Source organism: Comamonas kerstersii, from assembly GCF_002056725.1.
Lineage (GTDB): Bacteria > Pseudomonadota > Gammaproteobacteria > Burkholderiales > Burkholderiaceae_C > Comamonas > Comamonas kerstersii.
The window spans coordinates 1,494,506-1,513,422 of record NZ_CP020121.1; the positions used below are offsets into that span (position 1 = coordinate 1,494,506).

24 protein-coding genes and 1 tRNA gene are annotated in these 18,917 nt (G+C 58.8%); 22 read left to right on the plus strand and 3 right to left on the minus strand.

The features are described 5' to 3' along the window. The first annotated feature begins 4 nt into the window (after positions 1 to 4). The 16 genes from rplE (at position 5) to B5M06_RS07035 (ending at position 8,224) form a co-directional block, all read left to right on the plus strand. Positions 5 to 544: a 50S ribosomal protein L5 gene (gene rplE / locus B5M06_RS06960; RefSeq protein ID WP_054065031.1), complete on the plus strand. Its 540-nt coding sequence runs from the start codon at positions 5 to 7 to the stop codon at positions 542 to 544. A gap of 8 nt (positions 545 to 552) precedes the next feature. Continuing rightward, positions 553 to 858 (plus strand): 30S ribosomal protein S14, encoded by a 306-nt coding sequence (gene rpsN / locus B5M06_RS06965; RefSeq protein WP_054065032.1) that lies wholly within the window; start codon positions 553 to 555, stop codon positions 856 to 858. 20 nt (positions 859 to 878) lie between these two features. Then, positions 879 to 1,274: a 30S ribosomal protein S8 gene (rpsH, locus tag B5M06_RS06970; RefSeq protein ID WP_054065033.1), complete on the plus strand. Its 396-nt coding sequence runs from the start codon at positions 879 to 881 to the stop codon at positions 1,272 to 1,274. 25 nt (positions 1,275 to 1,299) lie between these two features. Then, entirely contained in the window at positions 1,300 to 1,833 is a 534-nt protein-coding gene (gene rplF, locus B5M06_RS06975) for a 50S ribosomal protein L6 (RefSeq protein WP_054065034.1), read from the plus strand. A gap of 11 nt (positions 1,834 to 1,844) precedes the next feature. After that, positions 1,845 to 2,210 (plus strand): 50S ribosomal protein L18, encoded by a 366-nt coding sequence (gene rplR / locus B5M06_RS06980; RefSeq protein WP_054065035.1) that lies wholly within the window; start codon positions 1,845 to 1,847, stop codon positions 2,208 to 2,210. Positions 2,211 to 2,224: 14 nt separating this feature from the next. After that, entirely contained in the window at positions 2,225 to 2,743 is a 519-nt protein-coding gene (gene rpsE / locus B5M06_RS06985; protein WP_054065036.1) for a 30S ribosomal protein S5, read from the plus strand. 14 nt (positions 2,744 to 2,757) lie between these two features. After that, positions 2,758 to 2,940 (plus strand): 50S ribosomal protein L30, encoded by a 183-nt coding sequence (gene rpmD / locus B5M06_RS06990; RefSeq protein WP_054065037.1) that lies wholly within the window; start codon positions 2,758 to 2,760, stop codon positions 2,938 to 2,940. A gap of 11 nt (positions 2,941 to 2,951) precedes the next feature. After that, positions 2,952 to 3,383: a 50S ribosomal protein L15 gene (rplO, locus tag B5M06_RS06995; RefSeq protein WP_054065053.1), complete on the plus strand. Its 432-nt coding sequence runs from the start codon at positions 2,952 to 2,954 to the stop codon at positions 3,381 to 3,383. 20 nt (positions 3,384 to 3,403) lie between these two features. Beyond that, complete coding sequence (gene secY / locus B5M06_RS07000) at positions 3,404 to 4,717, plus strand: preprotein translocase subunit SecY (protein ID WP_054065038.1); 1,314 nt, start codon at positions 3,404 to 3,406, stop codon at positions 4,715 to 4,717. A gap of 140 nt (positions 4,718 to 4,857) precedes the next feature. After that, the gene (rpmJ, locus tag B5M06_RS07005; protein WP_003050535.1) at positions 4,858 to 4,971 is read left to right on the plus strand and encodes a 50S ribosomal protein L36; all 114 of its coding nucleotides are present in this window, start codon (positions 4,858 to 4,860) and stop codon (positions 4,969 to 4,971) included. Positions 4,972 to 4,993: 22 nt separating this feature from the next. Beyond that, complete coding sequence (gene rpsM, locus B5M06_RS07010) at positions 4,994 to 5,359, plus strand: 30S ribosomal protein S13 (RefSeq protein ID WP_054065039.1); 366 nt, start codon at positions 4,994 to 4,996, stop codon at positions 5,357 to 5,359. A gap of 17 nt (positions 5,360 to 5,376) precedes the next feature. Further along, positions 5,377 to 5,778, plus strand: a complete 402-nt coding sequence (gene rpsK, locus B5M06_RS07015; RefSeq protein ID WP_042417426.1) for a 30S ribosomal protein S11 — start codon at positions 5,377 to 5,379, stop codon at positions 5,776 to 5,778. Positions 5,779 to 5,868: 90 nt separating this feature from the next. Next, on the plus strand, positions 5,869 to 6,492 hold the full coding sequence (gene rpsD, locus B5M06_RS07020) for a 30S ribosomal protein S4 (RefSeq protein ID WP_054065040.1): 624 nt from the start codon (positions 5,869 to 5,871) through the stop codon (positions 6,490 to 6,492). Positions 6,493 to 6,608: 116 nt separating this feature from the next. Beyond that, positions 6,609 to 7,607 carry a DNA-directed RNA polymerase subunit alpha gene (locus tag B5M06_RS07025; RefSeq protein ID WP_054065041.1) on the plus strand — a complete coding sequence of 333 codons (999 nt, stop codon included), beginning with the start codon at positions 6,609 to 6,611 and terminating at the stop codon, positions 7,605 to 7,607. Positions 7,608 to 7,735: 128 nt separating this feature from the next. Further along, positions 7,736 to 8,125: a 50S ribosomal protein L17 gene (gene rplQ / locus B5M06_RS07030; protein ID WP_054065042.1), complete on the plus strand. Its 390-nt coding sequence runs from the start codon at positions 7,736 to 7,738 to the stop codon at positions 8,123 to 8,125. Positions 8,126 to 8,147: 22 nt separating this feature from the next. Beyond that, positions 8,148 to 8,224: transfer RNA gene (locus tag B5M06_RS07035), tRNA-Met, on the plus strand. Between the two features lie 81 nt (positions 8,225 to 8,305). Here the strand turns inward: B5M06_RS07035 and B5M06_RS07040 are convergent. Then, the gene (locus tag B5M06_RS07040; protein ID WP_054065043.1) at positions 8,306 to 8,560 is read right to left on the minus strand and encodes an acyl-CoA-binding protein; all 255 of its coding nucleotides are present in this window, start codon (positions 8,558 to 8,560) and stop codon (positions 8,306 to 8,308) included. 196 nt (positions 8,561 to 8,756) lie between these two features. Between B5M06_RS07040 and B5M06_RS07045 the strand changes: the two genes are divergently transcribed. The 3 genes from B5M06_RS07045 (at position 8,757) to B5M06_RS07055 (ending at position 13,002) form a co-directional block, all read left to right on the plus strand. Continuing rightward, positions 8,757 to 10,790: a molybdopterin-containing oxidoreductase family protein gene (locus tag B5M06_RS07045; protein WP_240184015.1), complete on the plus strand. Its 2,034-nt coding sequence runs from the start codon at positions 8,757 to 8,759 to the stop codon at positions 10,788 to 10,790. A 38-nt stretch (positions 10,791 to 10,828) separates the two neighbouring features. Further along, entirely contained in the window at positions 10,829 to 11,836 is a 1,008-nt protein-coding gene (locus B5M06_RS07050) for a zinc-dependent alcohol dehydrogenase family protein (protein WP_054065045.1), read from the plus strand. Between the two features lie 68 nt (positions 11,837 to 11,904). Then, positions 11,905 to 13,002 carry a DUF3108 domain-containing protein gene (locus B5M06_RS07055; protein WP_054065046.1) on the plus strand — a complete coding sequence of 366 codons (1,098 nt, stop codon included), beginning with the start codon at positions 11,905 to 11,907 and terminating at the stop codon, positions 13,000 to 13,002. A gap of 69 nt (positions 13,003 to 13,071) precedes the next feature. Here the strand turns inward: B5M06_RS07055 and B5M06_RS07060 are convergent, their stop codons facing one another. Then, positions 13,072 to 14,097, minus strand: coding sequence for a fumarylacetoacetate hydrolase family protein (locus tag B5M06_RS07060; protein WP_054065054.1), 1,026 nt, complete (start codon positions 14,095 to 14,097; stop codon positions 13,072 to 13,074). 127 nt (positions 14,098 to 14,224) lie between these two features. Here B5M06_RS07060 and B5M06_RS07065 point away from each other — a divergent pair, with 127 nt between their 5' ends. Both B5M06_RS07065 and B5M06_RS07070 read left to right on the plus strand, forming a co-directional pair. Continuing rightward, a complete protein-coding gene (locus B5M06_RS07065) occupies positions 14,225 to 15,043 on the plus strand; it encodes a DUF3108 domain-containing protein (protein WP_054065047.1) in 819 nt (272 codons plus the stop codon). A gap of 145 nt (positions 15,044 to 15,188) precedes the next feature. After that, positions 15,189 to 15,485 carry a BTH_I0359 family protein gene (locus B5M06_RS07070; protein WP_054065048.1) on the plus strand — a complete coding sequence of 99 codons (297 nt, stop codon included), beginning with the start codon at positions 15,189 to 15,191 and terminating at the stop codon, positions 15,483 to 15,485. 71 nt (positions 15,486 to 15,556) lie between these two features. Here B5M06_RS07070 and B5M06_RS07075 read toward each other — a convergent pair whose 3' ends face one another. Beyond that, complete coding sequence (locus B5M06_RS07075; RefSeq protein WP_240184016.1) at positions 15,557 to 17,902, minus strand: putative bifunctional diguanylate cyclase/phosphodiesterase; 2,346 nt, start codon at positions 17,900 to 17,902, stop codon at positions 15,557 to 15,559. 53 nt (positions 17,903 to 17,955) lie between these two features. Here B5M06_RS07075 and purU point away from each other — a divergent pair, with 53 nt between their 5' ends. Continuing rightward, entirely contained in the window at positions 17,956 to 18,804 is an 849-nt protein-coding gene (gene purU / locus B5M06_RS07080) for a formyltetrahydrofolate deformylase (protein ID WP_054065049.1), read from the plus strand. Positions 18,805 to 18,917: the final 113 nt, after the last annotated feature.

Here is an 18,917-nt window from a genome sequence, read left to right on the forward strand (position 1 = left end):
ACACATGGCACGACTGCAAAAACTCTATCGCGAAAAGATCGCGGCTGAACTGAAAGAAAAGTTCGGCTACCAATCCGTCATGGAAGTGCCCCGTCTGACCAAGATCACCCTGAACATGGGTGTGGGTGAGGCAGTGGCCGACAAGAAGGTGTTGGACAACGCTGTGGCTGACCTGACCAAGATTGCTGGTCAAAAGCCCGTGGTGACCAAGGCCAAGAAGGCTATCGCTGGTTTCAAGATCCGCGAAGGCCAGGCTATCGGCTGCATGGTGACCCTGCGCGGTGTTCGCATGTACGAATTCCTGGACCGCTTCGTGACGATCGCTCTGCCTCGCGTGCGTGACTTCCGTGGTATCTCTGGTCGTTCGTTCGACGGTCGCGGCAACTACAACGTTGGCGTAAAAGAACAGATCATCTTCCCCGAAATCGAATACGACAAGGTGGATGCTCTGCGTGGTCTGAATATCAGCATCACAACGACCGCCAAGACTGACGACGAGTGCAAGGCACTGCTCGCAGCGTTCAAATTCCCCTTCAAGAACTGAGGTGGCGCATGGCTAAGAAAGCTTTGATCGAGCGCGAACTGAAGCGCGAAAAGCTGGCAGCTAAGTACGCTGCCAAGTACGCAGAACTGAAGGCAATCGCCGGCGACGCAAAGCGCACCGACGAAGAACGTGATGCAGCCCGTCTGGGTCTGCAGAAGTTGCCTCGCAACGCCAACCCTACTCGCCAACGTAACCGTTGCGAAATCACTGGTCGTCCACGTGGCACATTCCGTCAATTCGGTCTGGGCCGCGCCAAGATCCGTGAACTGGCCTTTGCTGGTGACATCCCCGGTGTGACCAAGGCTAGCTGGTAAGCAAGCAGGAGAGATACAAGATGAGCATGAGTGATCCTATCGCCGACTTGCTGACCCGTATTCGCAACGCCCAACTGGTGTCCAAGGCCACCGTGTCGGCTCCTTCCTCTAAGGTGAAGGTTGCCATCGCACAAGTGCTGAAGGACGAGGGCTATATCGACGGTTTTGAAGTCAAAACCGAAGGCGGCAAATCTGAACTCGTTATTACCCTGAAGTACTACGCCGGTCGCGGCGTGATCGAGCGCATCGAGCGTGTAAGCCGTCCTGGCCTGCGCGTGTACAAGGGCTGTAACGCAATTCCTCAAGTCCAAAACGGCTTGGGTGTGGCCATTGTTACTACACCTAAGGGTGTGATGACCGATCGCAAGGCGCGTGCTACCGGTGTTGGTGGCGAAGTGCTGTGCTATGTGGCCTAACGGACATTGAAGGAGAAATACTGAAATGTCTCGCGTAGCTAAAGCAAATGTGACCATCCCCGCTGGCGTGGATGTGTCTATCACTGCTGACTCCATCAAGGTCAAGGGCAAGGGCGGCGAACTGTCCCAAGCTCTGAACGCCCTGGTGACCATCAGCAACAACGAAGGCAAGCTGTCGTTTGCCCCCGCTAACGATTCCCGTGAAGCTGACGCTCTGGCCGGTACTTTCCGCCAGCTGGTCAACAACATGGTGAAGGGCGTGACCGAAGGCTTCGAAAAGAAGCTGAGCCTGATCGGCGTTGGTTACAAGGCCGCTGTGCAGGGCAGCAAGCTGAACCTGAATGTGGGCTTCTCGCACCCCGTGCACTTTGAAGCTCCTCAGGGCATCACCATCACTACCCCCACGCCTACTGAAGTCGTGATCAAGGGTGCTGACCGCCAAGTGGTGGGTCAGCTGGCCGCTGAGATCCGTGCCGTTCGTCCCCCAGAGCCCTACAAGGGTAAGGGCATCCGTTACTCGGATGAGAAGGTCGTGATCAAAGAGACCAAGAAGAAGTAAGGAGCTGCAATATGTTGACCAAGAAAGAGCAGCGTCTGCGTCGTGCACGCCAAACACGTATCCGCATTGCACAGCAAGGCGTGGCACGTCTGAGCGTGAACCGTACGAACCTCCACATCTACGCCAGCGTTTTCTCCGAAGACGGCACCAAGGTGCTGGCTACTGCTTCTACTGCAGAAGCCGAAGTGCGCGCACAACTGGGCGCCGCTGGCAAGGGTGGCAACGTGGCTGCAGCCGCACTGATCGGCAAGCGTATTGCTGAAAAGGCTAAGGCAGCTGGCGTTGAGAAAGTGGCTTTCGACCGCGCCGGTTTTGCATACCATGGCCGTGTGAAGGCTTTGGCAGAAGCCGCTCGTGAAGCGGGCCTGCAGTTCTAAGCGGAGCGGACAAAATGGCAAAAGTATCCCCCAAGGTGCAAGACGAAGGTCGTGACGACGGTCTGCGCGAAAAAATGATCGCGGTCAACCGCGTCACCAAGGTTGTGAAGGGTGGCCGTATCCTCGGCTTCGCTGCACTGACCGTGGTTGGCGACGGTGACGGCCGCGTTGGCATGGGTAAGGGCAAGTCCAAGGAAGTGCCTGCAGCTGTGCAAAAGGGCATGGAAGAGTCTCGCCGCAACATGATGAAGGTTTCGCTCAAGAGCGGCACCATCCACCACTCTGTGGTGGGTCACCATGGCGCTTCGCGCGTGGAACTGCACCCCGCCCCCAAGGGTACCGGTATCATCGCCGGCGGCCCAATGCGCGCTGTGTTCGAAGTGGTTGGTATTACCGACATCGTGGCCAAGAGCCATGGCTCTTCGAATCCCTACAACATGGTTCGCGCCACTTTCGACGCGCTGAAGAACGTCACTACTCCTGCAGAAGTGGCTGCTAAGCGCGGCAAGTCGGTTGAAGACCTGTTCGCCTGATCGGAGTCCAGCACATGTCTACACAACAAACCATCAAGGTTCAGCTGGTTCGTAGCCCCATCGGCACCAAAGAGTCGCACCGCGCGACTGTGCGTGGCCTGGGTCTGCGTAAGCTGAACAGCGTCAGCGAACTGCAGGACACTCCTGCAGTGCGCGGCATGATTAACAAGATCGCCTACCTGGTGAAGGTACTCTGAGAGGATTGATGATGGAACTCAATAGCATCAAGCCCGCAGAAGGCGCCAAGCACGCCAAGCGTCGCGTTGGTCGCGGTATCGGTTCCGGTCTGGGTAAGACCGCCGGTCGTGGTCACAAGGGTCAGAAGTCGCGTTCGGGTGGCTACCACAAGGTAGGCTTCGAAGGCGGTCAGATGCCTCTGCAGCGCCGTCTGCCCAAGCGTGGTTTCAAGTCTGCGTCGCTGAAGTTCAACGCTGAAGTGACTCTGAAGGCTCTGGAACAGCTGGGTCTGGCCGAAGTCGATGTTGCCGCTCTGAAGCAGGCTGGCCTGGTGCCCGCCAACGCTCAAGTGGTGAAGGTCATCAAGAATGGTGAAATCACCAAGGCTGTGAAGCTGAACGGTATCGGTGCTACTGCCGGTGCTAAGGCAGCTATCGAAGCCGCTGGTGGCAGCATCGCCTGATTAACTGAAAGAAGACATCCGTGGCTACTAGCGCAGCTCAAATTGCAAAAACCGGCAAGTTTGGTGACTTGCGTCACCGACTGGTTTTTCTGTTGCTTGCGCTGGTCGTATACCGCATCGGGGCTCATATCCCGGTGCCGGGCATCGACCCAGCGCAGCTGCAGCAGCTGTTCAATGGCCAGCAGGGCATTCTCAACCTGTTCAACATGTTCTCGGGTGGAGCGCTGGAGCGCTTCACGGTGTTTGCACTGGGGATCATGCCGTACATCTCGGCATCGATCATCATGCAACTGATGACGTATGTTGTCCCAACATTTGAGCAACTGAAGAAGGAAGGTGAAGCGGGTCGTCGCAAGATTACCCAGTTCACCCGCTATGGCACATTGGGCCTGGCAATCTTCCAGTCGTTGGGTATTGCCGTGGCTCTGGAAAGCTCTCCAGGTCTGGTGCTGGACCCAGGTTTCGGCTTCCGCATGACTGCGGTGGTGAGCCTGACCGCTGGCACTATGTTCCTGATGTGGCTGGGCGAACAGATCACTGAACGTGGTCTGGGTAACGGTATTTCCATTCTGATTTTTGCTGGTATTGCCGCAGGCTTGCCCAGCTCGATCGGTGGACTGCTGGAGCTGGTTCGCACTGGCGCCATGAGCATTCTGGTCGCGATCTTTATCGTTCTCGTTGTAGCAGCCGTGACGTACTTCGTCGTGTTTGTTGAACGAGGCCAGCGAAAGATCCTTGTCAATTACGCACGCCGCCAAGTCGGCAACAAGGTGTATGGTGGTCAGTCTTCGCACTTGCCACTGAAGCTCAACATGGCGGGTGTGATTCCTCCCATCTTTGCTTCCTCGATCATCTTGCTGCCAGCAACCGTGGTGAATTGGTTCAGTGCAGGGGAATCCATGCGCTGGCTGAAGGACATTGCATCGACACTGACCCCCGGTCAGCCGATTTATGTAATGCTCTACGCAGCCGCCATCATTTTCTTCTGTTTCTTCTATACAGCCCTCGTGTTCAACAGCCGCGAGACCGCTGATAATCTGAAGAAGAGCGGTGCTTTCATTCCCGGCATTCGTCCTGGAGACCAGACAGCACGCTACATTGACAAGATTTTGGTGCGCTTGACACTGGCTGGTGCGATCTACATCACGTTTGTCTGTCTGTTGCCCGAGTTCCTGATCCTGAAATACAACGTTCCGTTCTATTTCGGCGGTACATCACTGCTGATTATTGTGGTGGTGACCATGGACTTCATGGCGCAGGTACAGAACTACATGATGTCGCAGCAGTATGAGTCTCTGCTGAAGAAGGCCAACTTCAAGGCATCAGCTCGCTGAGATATATGAACCGGATTCCTCCTGGGGTGTCCCAGGAGGAATTTAACAACAGGCAAGAATGAGTGCTCTACGCTTTTTCGCGGTCACAGGCAGTGCCCAGGTCGAAGAAGTGTTACGGATGCAAGTTTTAGGAGAATGAAATGAGAGTTTCGGCTTCGGTCAAGAAAATCTGCCGCAACTGCAAGATCATCCGCCGCAAGGGTGTGGTGCGCGTGATCTGCACAGACCAGCGCCATAAGCAGCGCCAGGGCTGATTGAAAGTATTAGAGGACTAATATGGCACGTATTGCTGGTATTAACATCCCGCCCCACAAGCATGCTGAAATCGGCCTGACCGCCATTTATGGCATTGGTCGTTCGACTGCTCGCAAGATTTGCGAAGCTTGCGGCATCGAGTACTCCAAGAAGATCAAGGATCTGACGGACGCTGATCTGGATAAGATCCGTGACTTCCTGAATCCTATGACTCTGGAAGGCGATCTGCGTCGTGAAACAACCATGAACATCAAGCGTTTGATGGACATCGGTTGCTACCGCGGTTTCCGTCACCGTCGTGGTCTGCCCATGCGCGGTCAACGTACACGTACCAATGCGCGTACCCGTAAGGGTCCCCGTAAAGGTGCAGCTGCACTGAAGAAATAAGGGATTGAGAGATCACTATGGCTAAGGCACAAAACAACGCTGCAGCACGTGTACGTAAGAAGGTTCGCAAGAACATTTCTGACGGTATTGCACACGTGCACGCTTCGTTCAACAACACGATCATCACCATCACCGACCGTCAAGGCAATGCTCTGTCTTGGGCTTCGTCGGGTGGCCAGGGCTTCAAGGGTTCGCGTAAGTCGACTCCTTTTGCAGCTCAGGTTGCTTCGGAAGTGGCCGGTCGTGCTGCTATCGAACAGGGCATCAAGAACCTGGACGTGGAAATCAAGGGTCCCGGTCCCGGCCGTGAATCTTCGGTTCGCGCTCTGGGCGCCCTGGGTATCCGTATCACTTCCATCTCGGACGTGACTCCGGTTCCCCACAACGGTTGCCGCCCTCAAAAGCGTCGTCGTATCTAATCTGTTATAAGCCCACCGCCACCTGTGGTGTCATTGACACCGCAGGTGGCTCCCGTGTTTCAACACGGTAGATGAATAAAGGAAACTCAAGTGGCACGTTATATCGGCCCCAAGGCCAAACTCTCCCGCCGTGAAGGCACCGACCTGTTCCTGAAGTCTGCTCGTCGCTCGATCGCTGACAAGGCCAAATTCGACACCAAGCCCGGTCAGCACGGCCGCACTTCCGGTCAGCGCACTTCTGACTACGGTCTGCAACTGCGTGAAAAGCAGAAGGTCAAGCGCATGTACGGCGTGCTGGAAAAGCAATTCCGCCGTTACTTCGAAGAAGCAGACCGTCGCCGTGGCAACACTGGTGCGAACCTGCTGGGTCTGCTGGAAAGCCGTCTGGACAACGTGGTGTACCGCATGGGCTTCGGCTCTACACGTGCGGAAGCTCGTCAGCTGGTGTCCCACAAGGCCATCACTGTGAATGGTCAGAGCGTGAACATTCCTTCCTACATGGTGAAGGTAGGCGACGTGATCGCTGTTCGCGAAAAGTCCAAGAAGCAAGCCCGTATCGTTGAAGCCCTGCAACTGGCTCAACAAGTTGGCTTCCCTGCTTGGGTGGAAGTGAGCATCGACAAGGTAGAAGGTACCTTCAAGCAAGTGCCTGACCGCGATCAATTCGGCGCCGACATCAACGAATCTCTGATCGTTGAGTTGTACTCGCGTTAATCGTAGTAAAGGTTGAGCAATCAACCATCTCGTTCCTAAACCGCGAGGCATCGCGGTTTAGGTGCTTCACCAGCCTTACCGGTGTAACGAGCCGGGGGTATTGAGAGGAAGTCTGCATGCAAACAAATCTGCTGAAACCCAAGACGATTAATGTCGAGCAGCTTGGTCACAATCGTGCCAAGGTGACGCTGGAGCCTTTTGAGCGTGGCTATGGTCATACGCTGGGCAATGCATTGCGCCGCGTACTGCTGTCGTCCATGGTGGGTTACGCAGCGACGGAAGTCACGATTGCTGGCGTTCTGCATGAGTACTCGTCCATCGATGGCGTGCAAGAAGATGTGGTGAACATCCTCCTGAACCTGAAGGGCGTGGTGTTCAAGCTGCACAACCGTGACGAAGTAACACTGAGCCTGCGCAAGGATGGCGAAGGTGTAGTGACTGCGCGTGACATCCAGACTCCCCATGACGTTGAGATCATCAATCCTGACCACGTGATCGCCAACCTGTCGCAAGGCGGCAAGCTGGATATGCAGATCAAGGTGGAAAAGGGCCGTGGCTATGTGCCCGGTAACCTGCGTCGCTACAGCGATGAGTCGACCAAGTCGATTGGCCGCATCGTTCTGGACGCATCGTTCTCGCCCGTTCGTCGCGTGAGCTATACCGTCGAATCTGCTCGTGTGGAGCAGCGTACCGACCTGGACAAGCTGGTTGTCGAAATCGAAACCAACGGTGCTATCGGTGCAGAAGATGCAGTGCGCGCATCTGCCAAGATCTTGGTGGAACAACTGGCTGTATTCGCACAACTGGATGGCGAATTCGCCGAAGGTGGCATCCTGCAGGCTGGCGGCAGCCGTTCGAGCGCCCAGACCTTCGATCCTATCCTGCTGCGTCCTGTGGACGAGCTGGAACTGACCGTCCGTTCTGCAAACTGCCTGAAGGCAGAAAACATCTACTACATCGGTGATCTGATTCAGCGCACCGAGAACGAGCTGCTCAAGACACCTAACCTGGGTCGCAAGTCGCTCAACGAAATCAAGGAAGTGCTGGCTTCCCGCGGTCTGACTCTGGGCATGAAGCTCGAGAACTGGCCACCAGCAGGTCTGGAAAAGCGTTAATTCGCACTTTCAGACTATAATCTCTGGCTCTTTGCACAACGGGCAAAGAGCCAGTTGGTTTTTACACCAGTGCACCGGGCGGTACCTGATACGGCCACCCGACCAAACTATTTGAAAAGGAAAGCACCATGCGTCACGGAAATGGCCTGCGTAAACTGAACCGTACTTCTGCACACCGCAAGGCTCTGCTGCAGAACCTGATGAACGCTCTGATCGAGCACGAAGCCATCAAGACCACTCTGCCCAAGGCGAAGGAACTGCGCCGCGTGGTCGAGCCCATGATCACTCTGGCCAAGGTGGACACCGTGGCTAACCGCCGCCTGGCATTCGACCGTCTGCGTGACCGCGACAGCGTGACCAAGCTGTTCAACGTGCTGGGCCCCCGCTTTGCAAAGCGCCCCGGTGGTTACACACGTATCCTGAAGATGGGTTTCCGCGTGGGTGACAACGCTCCTATGGCTTACGTTGAGCTGGTTGAGCGCACAGAAGTTGCTGCTGAAGCTCCTGCTGCAGAATAAGTCTGCTATAATTTTGGAATACCGCGAGGTGGAGCAGTCTGGTAGCTCGTTGGGCTCATAACCCAAAGGTCGTTGGTTCAAATCCAGCCCTCGCAACCAAATTAAAAACCCTGCTGAATGCAAATTCAGCAGGGTTTTTTGTTTTTGCCGCCCGTCTCACGCGGCAAAAGATGCAGGGTTTCAGCGCAGGGAATTGATCAGGTCGATGTACTGCTGCTTGGCTTCATCCTGCGACTGGCCCTTGAGCTTTTCCCAGGCATCCCACTTGGCGCGGCCAACCATGTCGGTAAAGCTGGGTTTCTTGGCTTCGTTGTCACCTTCTGTGGCCTGCTTGTACAGGGCGTAGATTTTCAGCAGTGTGGCGTTGTCGGGGCGCTCGCTCAGCGTAGTGGAATTCTTGACGGCTTCTTCGAACGTTGCATTCAGGTCGGACATAGACCAAGTCTCCTTATAGTTAAGTGCGCTGGCAGTGTAGCCAAAAAAGTCCAGAAAAGCACGAGCGTTCTAACGCGGCGGCCTGTGTACGGGTTGCGATGGTGTACAGCCCTTGAGTGAGCAAGCTGAACGCACCAGGCCCATTTCGTACATGTTTAAATGCAAGCCTCCAATGCCTGCGATGAGACGGTTTGCAATGCACGAAAAGACTGTTCTGGGCGCTTGCCCGCATGATTGTCCAGATACCTGCTCCCTGGTCACCACGGTGGTGAATGGTGTAGCGACCAGGGTGCAAGGCAATGCACAGCACCCTATGACCGGCGGTGTGCTGTGCGCCAAAGTCAGCAAATACACCGAGCGCACCTACCACCCCGAGCGTGTGCTGACGCCTTTGCGCCGCAGCGGCCCCAAAGGCAGCGGCCAGTTTGAGCCTGTGAGCTGGGATGAAGCACTGGCAGACATTGCCCAGCGCCTGCACCACATTGCCCAGCGCAACCCAGAAGCCATCCTGCCTTATAGCTATGCAGGCACCATGGGGCGCGTTCAGGGGGAAAGCATGGACCGGCGCTTTTTCCACCAGCTTGGTGCCAGCCTGCTGGACCGTACCATCTGCGCCAGCGCGGGCAGCACGGCGCTGCAGCACACCTATGGCGGCAAGCTGGGCATGCGTGTGGAGTTCTTTGCGGAAAGCAAGCTCATTCTGATCTGGGGCAGCAACAGCATTGGCAGCAATCTGCATTTCTGGCGCATTGCGCAGGAGGCCAAGCGCAACGGCGCCAAGCTCATCTGCATTGACCCCCGTAAAAGCGAGACGGCGGACAAGTGCCATGCGCACCTGCAGCTGCTGCCGGGCACGGACGCAGCACTGGCGCTGGCGCTGATGCATGAGCTGATTCGCAACGACTGGCTCGACCATGACTACATCGCCGAGCACACCCTGGGCTGGGAGCAACTCAAGGCCAAGGCGCTGGAGTGGCCGCCTGAGCGCGCCGCCCAAGTCTGTGGCTTGCCGGTGGAGCAGATTGTGCAACTGGCACGTGACTATGGGACGACAAAGCCAGCCGCCATTCGCCTGAACTACGGCGTGCAGCGCACGCGCGGTGGTGGCAATGCCGTGCGTGCCATCGCCTGCCTGCCTGCGTTGGTAGGTGCGTGGCGACACCGCGCTGGGGGATTGCTGCTGTCATCTTCATCGCATGCGCCGCTGAACGCCGCACGCCTGCACATGCCGCAGCTGCTGGGAGAGCGTCGCCCGCGCATCATTAATATGAGCACGATGGGCGATGCCCTGCTGCAGGCGCAGCCTGCCATTGAGGCTTTGGTGGTCTATAACAGCAACCCGGTGGCGGTGGCGCCAGATTCGGTCAAGGTGGCGAAGGGCTTTGCGCGCGAAGACCTGTTTACCGTGGTGCTGGAGCACTTCATGACCGACACGGCGGATTACGCTGACTATGTGCTGCCCGCGACCACGCAGCTGGAGCACTGGGACATTCACAGCAGCTACGGCCACACCGATGTGTTGCTCAACCAGGCAGCGATTGCGCCACTGGGCCAGGCCAAGAGCAATGCACAGATCTTCCGGGAACTGGCGGCACACATGGCGGCTTGGGATCCGGCCTTTGCAGCCCCACATTTTCAGGACAGTGATGAAGCCCTGTGCCACCAGGCGCTGGAGGGCAGTTGCATCAGCTTTGATGATTTGCTCATGCAAGGCTTTGCGCAGCAGGATTTGCCGGATGCACCGTTTGCCGAAGGTGGCTTTCCTACGCCATCAGGGAAGTGCGAGTTTGTGAGCAGCGCGCTGGAGCAAATGGGTATCAGCGCCGTGCCGGACTACCTGCCCAACTACGAGCAGCCCAGTGCGGACTACCCGCTGGCCATGATTTCGCCGCCAGCGCGTAACTTCCTCAATTCCACCTTTGTGAACGTGAAAACGCTGCGCCATATCGAAGGGCGACCGGTGCTGGAAATGCACCCGCAGGATGCTGCCGCACGTGGCATTGCCGATGGTGATGCGGTGCGCGTCTTCAATGCACGTGGGGAGCATCTGTGCCACGCCAGCATCAATGGCCGCGCCCGTGCGGGCGTGGTTGTGGGCCTGGGTATCTGGTGGCGCAAGGATGGCATGAACGGTACGAATGTGAATGAACTCACGCACCAGCAGCTGACGGACATGGGCCGTGCTCCCGCCTTTTATGACTGTGCCGTGCAAGTGGCGCGCCACGGCTGAGTGCAGCCTGCGCCTTGCCTGATTTTTGGAGATAGACGATGAAAGCCATGCAACTCAACGCCCCCGGTGGGCTGCAGCACCTGCAACTGGTCGAGCTGCCAGAGGCCGCCGCACCGCAAGCCGGGGAAATTCAGGTGCGCATCCATGCCACCTCTTTGAACTACCACGATCTGCTGGTTTGCTCACGCCCCGGTGCTGCGGCAGACAAGCGCATTCCCATGGCTGATGGCGCGGGCGTGGTGACAGCCGTGGGCGAAGGCGTCACGGAATTCGCCGTGGGGGATGCCGTGGTCTCCACCTTTTTCCCGCAGTGGCTGTCTGGCCGACAGGTGCCCACGCATTTCCGTACCGTGCCTGGCGATGGCGTGGACGGCTTTGCGCGCGAGGCCATTACCTTGCCTGCCACGGCCTTTACCCACGCGCCGAAGGGATGGACGCATGCGCAGGCCGCCACACTGACGACTGCAGGCCTGACCGCATGGCGTGCGCTGGTGGTGGATGGGCAGATCCAGGCTGGTGACACGGTGCTGGTGCTGGGCTCGGGCGGTGTTTCCATTTTTGCGCTGCAAATGGCCAAAAGCATGGGCGCACGCGTCATTGCGACGACCAGCAGTGCTGACAAGGCAGAGCGTCTGCGCGCGCTGGGTGCAGACGTGGTGATCAATTACCGGGAGACCCCGGATTGGGGTGATGCCGTGCTGGCTGCCACGCAAGGTCAGGGGGCAAACATCGTGGTGGAGGTCGGCGGCCCTGGCACCTTGCCGCAGTCGATCCGTGCCTGTGCCGCTGGCGGCCATATTGCACTGATTGGCGTGCTGACTGGTTTTGCAGGTGCGGTGCCCACGGCCGAGCTGATGAGCAAGCAGGCCAGCATCAAGGGACTGATTGTGGGCTGCCGCGAGCAGCAGCAGGACATGGTGCGCGCGCTGGATCTGATGCCGAGCAAGCCCGTGATTGACCGCAGCTATGCGCTGGAGCAGCTGGCTGAGGCCTTTGTCCACCAGCAAAGCGGCCAGCACTTCGGCAAGATTGTGGTCGAGTACTGAGGCCGCATGTCTTGCACCATGAGCACCATCGGGTCATCTGATCACTGGCACGGGAGCATGTGAGCTGCATGCGCGTGCGTACGGTGGTGGGCATTGCGGCAGCAGTGGCTGTGGTGCACTGGTGCATGATCTGGGGGCCGGTCTCCTGGGGTGTGCCAGCGCTGGTGTTGGCTCCAGCGCAGCCAGCACCTATGCAGGCTGTGTGGGTGGCCATGCCTTCACCTGAGCCTGAGCCTTCCATCCCACAGGAGGTTAAGCCCGCGGCAGAGCCTGCCTCACCACGGCCACCATCGCGCAGGCGGATTGCGCCTGTTGCACCGCCTGCACCGGAACCCTTGCCTTCCATCACAGTGCCTGCTGCTGATGCAGTCACCGTGCAGGAGGGGGAGGTGGTGGACGCTGCAGAGGCTGTGCAGCCGCAGGAGCTAGAACATTTGCCTGCAACCCCTGTCGTGCCACAGCACCCCGCAGGGCCCACGCTGCAGGTGCGTGATGCCCAAGGCGCTGCGGTGACGCTGGCGCTGCCCGATGATGGTTCTGCCCTGCAGCAGCACATGCTGCTGCGCTACAAAGTGCATGGCTTTGTGAAGCAGCAGGAATACCACGCGCATGCGGAGCTGGAGTGGCAGGTCGGCGGGGGCCAGTATCAGGCGCGCCAGTCCATCAGCGCCTTCTTGCTGGGGTCCATGGAGCAGCACAGCACCGGGCTGATGTCTGAGCAAGGCCTGCAGCCTCTGGACTTCAGCGACCGCCGGTTTTTCAAAACCCGATTCGTGCACTTTGACTGGGCTGCTGGCCAGGCACTGTTTACCCCAGAGCGCCCAGCTGCACGCATTGGCACGGGTGCGCAGGACCGATTGAGCGTGTTCATGCAGCTGGCCGCCATGCTGCAGGCCATGCCCCAGCTGCACCAGCCCGGGGTGCGCATTGAAACTCCTGTACTGGGTTCACGCAGCCTGCAGATGTGGACTTTTGTGGTGGAAGGGGATGAGCTGCTGGAATTGCCCGCAGGGGCGGTGCAGACGCTGCGCCTGCACCGTCAGCCCAAGGCGGGTGAGGCAGAAACCGCACAGCTCTGGGTGGACCCTGCTCGGGGCTTTGTGCCGGTGCGCATTCACATGCAGGAGGCCAATGGAGATGAGATGGACCTGTCGCTCAAGCGCTGATGGGTGAATGGCTGCTTGAGAATTGGTAGCTGCTAGCGCTTATGGGATAAGCGCTAGAGGCCAATTTCTTTATGCATCGCTGCTGCCATCCCCCTGCGGTGACACGATGGTGTGGTCGATCGCACCAAAAATGCTGGCACCGTCTTTGCCCTTCATCTCGATGCGTACGTTGTCCCCAAACTGCAGGTAGCCGGTGCTGGCCCTGCCGTGCAGCTGCTGCTCCATGGCACGCTTTTCAGCAATGCTGTGTGCCCCTTTGGGCCACTCCAGATGCTTGTCCTTGCCACGGCCTGTGGTCTCGCCTGCATTGCTGACCACGCCCGTGCCAATCACGCTGCCTGCGTGGATGGAGCGGGTTCTGGCCATCTGGGCAATCAGCAGCCCAAAGTGAAAGGCCATGTCCTGTCCAGCATCGCACATGCCCAGCTTGCGGCCATTGCAGCTGCTGTGCAGGGGCAGCTGCACGCGGCCACCGCGCCAGGCATCACCCAGCTCATCCACGGTCACTGCCACGGGGCTCATGCCTGTACCGGGCCAGCAGGGCAGGTGGCTCAGCGCCATGCCCTGTGCTTCAGGCATCAGCTGGCGCAGGCACAGGGTGTTGCTCAGCATCAGCAGGCGTACGCCATACAGCGCCTGCTCTGCGGTGCAGCCCATGGGCAGGTCGCCGGTGATGGCTGCCAGCCCAGCGCCAAAGTCAATGCCCATGGCGGCGCTGGGAATCACGATTTCGTCACAGGCGCCAAAGAAATGGTCGCTGCTGCCCTGGCGCAGCAGGGGCTCGGTGGTGCTCAGTGTCCAGTCAGGCTGCGTCAGCGCCAGGTGGGTGGGATAGGCCGCAGCTTCTACCCATTGCATGGCCCGGGGCAGCGGGGCTAGGCATTGCATGGGGTCAAAGGCAAAGGCATGGGGTGCACGGCCGCTGTTGAGCTGCTGGTACAAGTCCTGCAGCTGCGGGGCCATGAAGCTCCAGTCATCCAGCACCTGCTGCAGGCGTGATGCGATGCCCGTTGCATAGTGCGCAAACCGCAGGTCGCGTGAGACCACAACCAGCTGTCCGTCGCGGGAACCGTCTCTGTAAGTAGCAAGTTTCATGGAAGGTGAATAGAAAGGCATGTGCAGCAGCTGCCCGGCGCTGCTGCCACAATGGAAAGACTGGAATGCGAGGGTTGGCACAACAAGCGGCCCCCGCGGTGTATCCCACAAATTCTAAGGTTCACCCATGCCATTACGTTCTCTGGTGCCTGCCGTATGCACTGCCAAGCACACCCGCACGCTGGCTGCTGCAGGCCTGCTCACCATCTGCGCGTTCACGGCCAGTGCTCAGCCTGCTGCATCTGGATCGCCGATTGAAGTGCGCAACCCTCAGGGGCAGCTGGTACAGGGCCAGTGGGCCTGGAAAGCGCCCGCCGCAGCGCGCATGCAGTTTGCTGTGCAGGGCAAGTACAAGAACCTGCCTTACCAGACCAAGGCGCAGATGGACTGGTTGCCGCAAGGCCAGCGCTACGAAGCCTCGCAGCAGGTGCAGGTGCCGCTGGTAGGCATTCGCCGCCAGGCCAGTGTGGGCAGCATAGTGCCCCAGGGCCTGCAGCCGGAAATCTTCATCGATCGTGGCCGCAAGGAATACAGCACCACCTTTGATGCGCAGACCGGGCAGATTGTGTTCAGCCGTGGCTCAGCCGCCGCTCCGCTGGTGGCTGGCACACAGGACCGCCTGAGTGTGTTCTTTCAGGTGGCGGGCATGATTGCTGCCGCACCCCAAAAATATCCCGCAGGCAGCAGCATTACCGTGCAGGCTGCCAGCAGCAGCCGTGTTGCGGCATGGACATTTACCGTGCGCGGCAGCGAAACGCTGAAGCTGCCTGCAGGCAGCATGACGGCGCTCAAGCTCGAACATGCCTCTGACGGTGGTGATAACGATCTGCAATCTACCCTGTGGCTGGCACCTGGCATGCAGTATCTGCCGGTGCGTATCCGCATGCTGGAAGATGGTGGCCGTGACGAGCTGGATCTGAAGCTGCAGTCGCACGCAAAGCCCTAAATTCCGTGCGTGAACGCAGGTGCCGCAGCTTCATGAAATACTGTGCGTACCGGTCTGCCGGGCAGGCCTCTTGAAACTGTATACGACGTCCTTATTTGGCTCTCGGTATTCACATATGGACACGCAGACAAGAAAGGAGGGCGCCATGAAAATGCTGTATGACTCGGATTCTTTTGTGGTGCTCCATCTGAGGCCTGATCTGGGCATGCCCACGGAAGTCCCGCGCGCTGATGGCATGGGTTCGGTGCCTGCGCTGCCCCGCCATGGTTTTGAAATCGTGGACAAGCGCTCTGGCAAAGAGGTGTATCTCGATGGCTCCTGGGCTGAGCTGTTCCAGCAGGTCATACAGGACTGGCAGCGTGAAGCACCGGACGAAGACGAGGTCGAAGCCACGCTGGAGCGCTATGCACAGCTGGCGCAGAACCCGGTGCTTATCCATTGAGATTTCCCCCATAAAAAGCAAAGAGGCGCTGATGCACAGCGCCTCTTTTTTTGCGGGTATCTGGCGGAAGCTCAGATATCGAAGGAGTGGTTGCTTTCGTTGGGCCGCTGCATGTCTTCGCGCAGCAGGGCGGCAAACTCTGCTGCAGGCAGGGGCTTGCTGCAGTAATAGCCCTGGTAGAGCTGGCAGCCATGCTGGCGCAGAAACTCCAGCTGTGCGGCCGTTTCCACGCCTTCGGCCAGCACCTGCATGTCCATGCTCTGGCCCATGGCGATGACGGCATGGCTGATGGCCATGTCTTCCTTGCTGTGGGGAATATCCTGCACAAAGCTGCGGTCGATCTTGAGCAGGTCAATCGGAAAGCGCTTGAGGTGGGCCAGTGACGAGTAGCCTGTGCCAAAGTCATCAATGGCCAGGCGCACGCCCAGGGCCTTGAGCTTGCGCAGCACCTGCAGGGCTTCTTCGGGGCGCTCGGCCAGTGCGCTTTCGGTAATTTCCAGCTCCAGCTGCGAGGCAGGCCACTGGGAGCTGCCTAGCGCATCACGCACACCGCCCACGATGTCAGTCAGCAGAAACTGGTGCATGGAGATGTTCACGGCCATCGAGATGGCAGGCAGCCCCTGGCGTGTCCAGGCCTGTGCCTGGTGGCAGGCGGCTTCCAGCACCCAGGTGCCGAGCGGGCCGATGAGGCCAGACGTCTCTGCCACCGGGATAAAGCGCGCGGGGGAAATCATGCCCTCCACGGGGTCAAACCAGCGGATCAGCGCCTCGCAGCCCACGATGCGGTTGCTGGCAATGTCCACCTGTGGCTGGTAGTACAGCTGCAGGTGCCCCTGTACCAGCGCATTGCGCAGGCGTGCTTCCAGCGCAATGCGCTCGTGCGCGGCCTGGGGCATGGCGTCATCGAAAAAGCACCAGTATTTGCTGCCGCCCTTGCCCTGCTTGGCCGCATAGACGGCGGCGTGGGCGCCCTGCACCAGGCTGGCAGCCGTCTGTGCGTGCAGGGGGTAGCAGCAGATGCCTGCACGCACGCTGACAACCACTTCAAACCCGTCGGGAGACTTCCAGGGCTGGGCGGCGGCCTGAATGAGCTGCTCGGCCATGTCCGAAGCCTCCTCAAGGCTGCTAAGCGCACGGGCCAGCACCACGATTTCATCGCCCGCCATGCGGGCAATCAGATCACCGGGGCGCAGCGCAGACTGCACCTGGCGTGCGATGTGGCGCAGCACTTCGTCGCCCACGGCATGGCCATAGCTGTCGTTCACATCCTTGAAGCGATCCAGATTGAGCAAGATGGCTGCCATGGGCTGCTGGGTGTGTGGGGCCGCAGTGTCCGTGATGCACGTGAGTTCCTGCATGAACCAGGCGCGGTTGGGCAGCCCGGTCAATGCATCGCGGTGCGCCAGAAACTCCAGCTGCTTCTCGCGCCGCTTTTCCTCGGAAATGTCTGTGAACATGCACACATAGTGCGTGGTCTTGCCGCTGGCATCCTTGACGGCGCTGAGCGACATGCGCTCTGGAAAGATTTCACCGCTCTTGCGCTTGTTCCAGATCTCTCCGCTCCAGTGGCCGGTGCGGTTGAGCGTGTCCCACAGTGCGTCGTAAAAGTCCTTGCCGTGACGGCCGGACTTGAACACAGAAGGGCGTTTGCCAATCAGCTCGTTGGCTTTATAGCCCATCAGACGGGAAAAAGCTGGGTTGGTGGACAGAATCTGGCTGTTCGCATCCGTGACCACAATGCCTTCGGAGGTGTTGTCCACCACAGTCGCAGCCAGGCGCAGGCGATCTTCTTCCTCGCGCTGCTGCGTCTTGTCGGCCACGATGCCGCACAGGCGAATGGGTTTGCCCTGTTCATTCAGATAGCGGTTGCCACGTGCTTCGAACCAGCGGTACCGCCCGTCAAAGCACAGCACACGCACGGTCATGACAAAGGGCAGGCCCTTGTGCAAAGCATCAAAGGCCTGCTGCCGCACCAGATTGGCATCCTTGGGGTGCAGGCGCAGCAGCAGCTGAAAGTCCTTGTCAAAGTCGCTGCCCTGGTAGCGCAGCATGGCCGGCACATTGGGTGAGAAGGTGTGGCGGCCCTGCACCAGATCCCAGTCCCACATGCCGCTGCCACTGCCTTCCAGGGCCAGGCGCAGGCGCTCTTCACTCTTGGCCAGCGCTTCACCCACGCTGGCGCGGTGCTTTTCGCCGCTGTGAATGCGCCACATCAGCCAGGCCGCGTAGCAGCCAGACAGCAACACAAAGATGTAGTCCTGTGAGCGCTGCAGCAGGACATACATTTCACGGTCTTGCACGAGCCATGGCAGGCCGATGTCACCAGCGCCGAACCACACCAGCCCGGCGACCAGGTAGAGCGTAAAAGCACGCCCCGGTGCCATGTGTGCAACGGTGTCAACGCCCTCTTGTTGCATGTATTTCCTCAATTCATTACTGACTGCAGCCATGCTGCGACAATTGCAGGGCTATGACCCAAGCCTATATTCTTACTCTTTCCTGCCCAGACCGACGCGGTCTGGTGCACGCCGTCTCCGGCTTCTTGCTGGAGCAGGGCGCCAATATCGAAGAAGCCTCCCAGTACAACGACAATGCGACCGGCCTTTTCTTCATGCGTGTGCAGTTTGCCTGTGAGAACACAGACATCGCCGCATTGAAAGAGGCCACGGCGCAGCTGGCTCAGACCTATGAGATGAAGTGGAGCCTGCACTCCCAGGAAGAGCGCATGAAGACCGTCCTCATGGTCAGTCGCCAAGGCCACTGCCTTAACGACCTGCTGTTCCGCTGGAGTTCGGGTCAGCTGCCGATCGACATTCGCGCCATCATCAGCAACCACCGCGACTTCTATCAGCTCGCAGCCAGCTACAACATCCCCTTCCACCACATCCCCGTGACGGCTGCCACCAAGGCACAGGCCGAGGCCAAGCAGTACGAGATTATCGAGGCGGAAGGCGCTGAGCTGGTCGTTCTGGCGCGTTATATGCAGGTGCTTTCAAATGACCTGTGTCAAAAGCTGGCGGGCAAGGCCATCAACATCCACCACAGCTTTCTGCCCAGCTTCAAGGGCGCCAAGCCTTACTACCAGGCCCACGAACGTGGCGTGAAGCTCATTGGTGCGACCGCCCACTACGTGACCGCCGATCTGGACGAAGGCCCCATCATCGAGCAGGACGTGGCCCGTGCCGACCACACCGACACTGTGGAAGACCTGACCACACGCGGTCAGGATACTGAAAGCCAGGTGCTGGCCCGTGCCGTGAAGTGGCACAGCGAGCGTCGCGTGATTCTGAACGGCCACAAGACCGTCGTCTTCCGCTAAGCACGGCTGCTCTTTTATTAAAAGCGTCTAGCGCTTGTTGTCTCTGGCTTTGTGAATGATTACATTTGCAAAACCAGATGACACAAGCGCTACGTGCTTTTAAAAGCATAGAG

Excerpts from the sequence above, each read along its gene's own strand:
- rpsM (WP_054065039.1), top strand. The coding sequence starts at position 4,994 with ATGGCACGTATTGCTGGTATTAACATCCCGCCCCACAAGCATGCTGAA.
- B5M06_RS07050 (WP_054065045.1), top strand. The coding sequence starts at position 10,829 with ATGAAAGCCATGCAACTCAACGCCCCCGGTGGGCTGCAGCACCTGCAA.
- rpsN (WP_054065032.1), top strand. The coding sequence starts at position 553 with ATGGCTAAGAAAGCTTTGATCGAGCGCGAACTGAAGCGCGAAAAGCTG.
- rpsE (WP_054065036.1), top strand. The coding sequence starts at position 2,225 with ATGGCAAAAGTATCCCCCAAGGTGCAAGACGAAGGTCGTGACGACGGT.
- B5M06_RS07070 (WP_054065048.1), top strand. The coding sequence starts at position 15,189 with ATGAAAATGCTGTATGACTCGGATTCTTTTGTGGTGCTCCATCTGAGG.
- B5M06_RS07055 (WP_054065046.1), top strand. The coding sequence starts at position 11,905 with ATGCGCGTGCGTACGGTGGTGGGCATTGCGGCAGCAGTGGCTGTGGTG.
- purU (WP_054065049.1), top strand. The coding sequence starts at position 17,956 with ATGACCCAAGCCTATATTCTTACTCTTTCCTGCCCAGACCGACGCGGT.
- rplO (WP_054065053.1), top strand. The coding sequence starts at position 2,952 with ATGGAACTCAATAGCATCAAGCCCGCAGAAGGCGCCAAGCACGCCAAG.
- B5M06_RS07060 (WP_054065054.1), bottom strand. The coding sequence starts at position 14,097 with ATGAAACTTGCTACTTACAGAGACGGTTCCCGCGACGGACAGCTGGTT.
- B5M06_RS07025 (WP_054065041.1), top strand. The coding sequence starts at position 6,609 with ATGCAAACAAATCTGCTGAAACCCAAGACGATTAATGTCGAGCAGCTT.
- rpsK (WP_042417426.1), top strand. The coding sequence starts at position 5,377 with ATGGCTAAGGCACAAAACAACGCTGCAGCACGTGTACGTAAGAAGGTT.
- rplE (WP_054065031.1), top strand. The coding sequence starts at position 5 with ATGGCACGACTGCAAAAACTCTATCGCGAAAAGATCGCGGCTGAACTG.
- rplR (WP_054065035.1), top strand. The coding sequence starts at position 1,845 with ATGTTGACCAAGAAAGAGCAGCGTCTGCGTCGTGCACGCCAAACACGT.
- rpmJ (WP_003050535.1), top strand. The coding sequence starts at position 4,858 with ATGAGAGTTTCGGCTTCGGTCAAGAAAATCTGCCGCAACTGCAAGATC.
- B5M06_RS07075 (WP_240184016.1), bottom strand. The coding sequence starts at position 17,902 with ATGCAACAAGAGGGCGTTGACACCGTTGCACACATGGCACCGGGGCGT.
- rplF (WP_054065034.1), top strand. The coding sequence starts at position 1,300 with ATGTCTCGCGTAGCTAAAGCAAATGTGACCATCCCCGCTGGCGTGGAT.
- rpmD (WP_054065037.1), top strand. The coding sequence starts at position 2,758 with ATGTCTACACAACAAACCATCAAGGTTCAGCTGGTTCGTAGCCCCATC.
- rpsH (WP_054065033.1), top strand. The coding sequence starts at position 879 with ATGAGCATGAGTGATCCTATCGCCGACTTGCTGACCCGTATTCGCAAC.
- B5M06_RS07045 (WP_240184015.1), top strand. The coding sequence starts at position 8,757 with ATGCACGAAAAGACTGTTCTGGGCGCTTGCCCGCATGATTGTCCAGAT.
- rplQ (WP_054065042.1), top strand. The coding sequence starts at position 7,736 with ATGCGTCACGGAAATGGCCTGCGTAAACTGAACCGTACTTCTGCACAC.
- B5M06_RS07040 (WP_054065043.1), bottom strand. The coding sequence starts at position 8,560 with ATGTCCGACCTGAATGCAACGTTCGAAGAAGCCGTCAAGAATTCCACT.
- B5M06_RS07065 (WP_054065047.1), top strand. The coding sequence starts at position 14,225 with ATGCCATTACGTTCTCTGGTGCCTGCCGTATGCACTGCCAAGCACACC.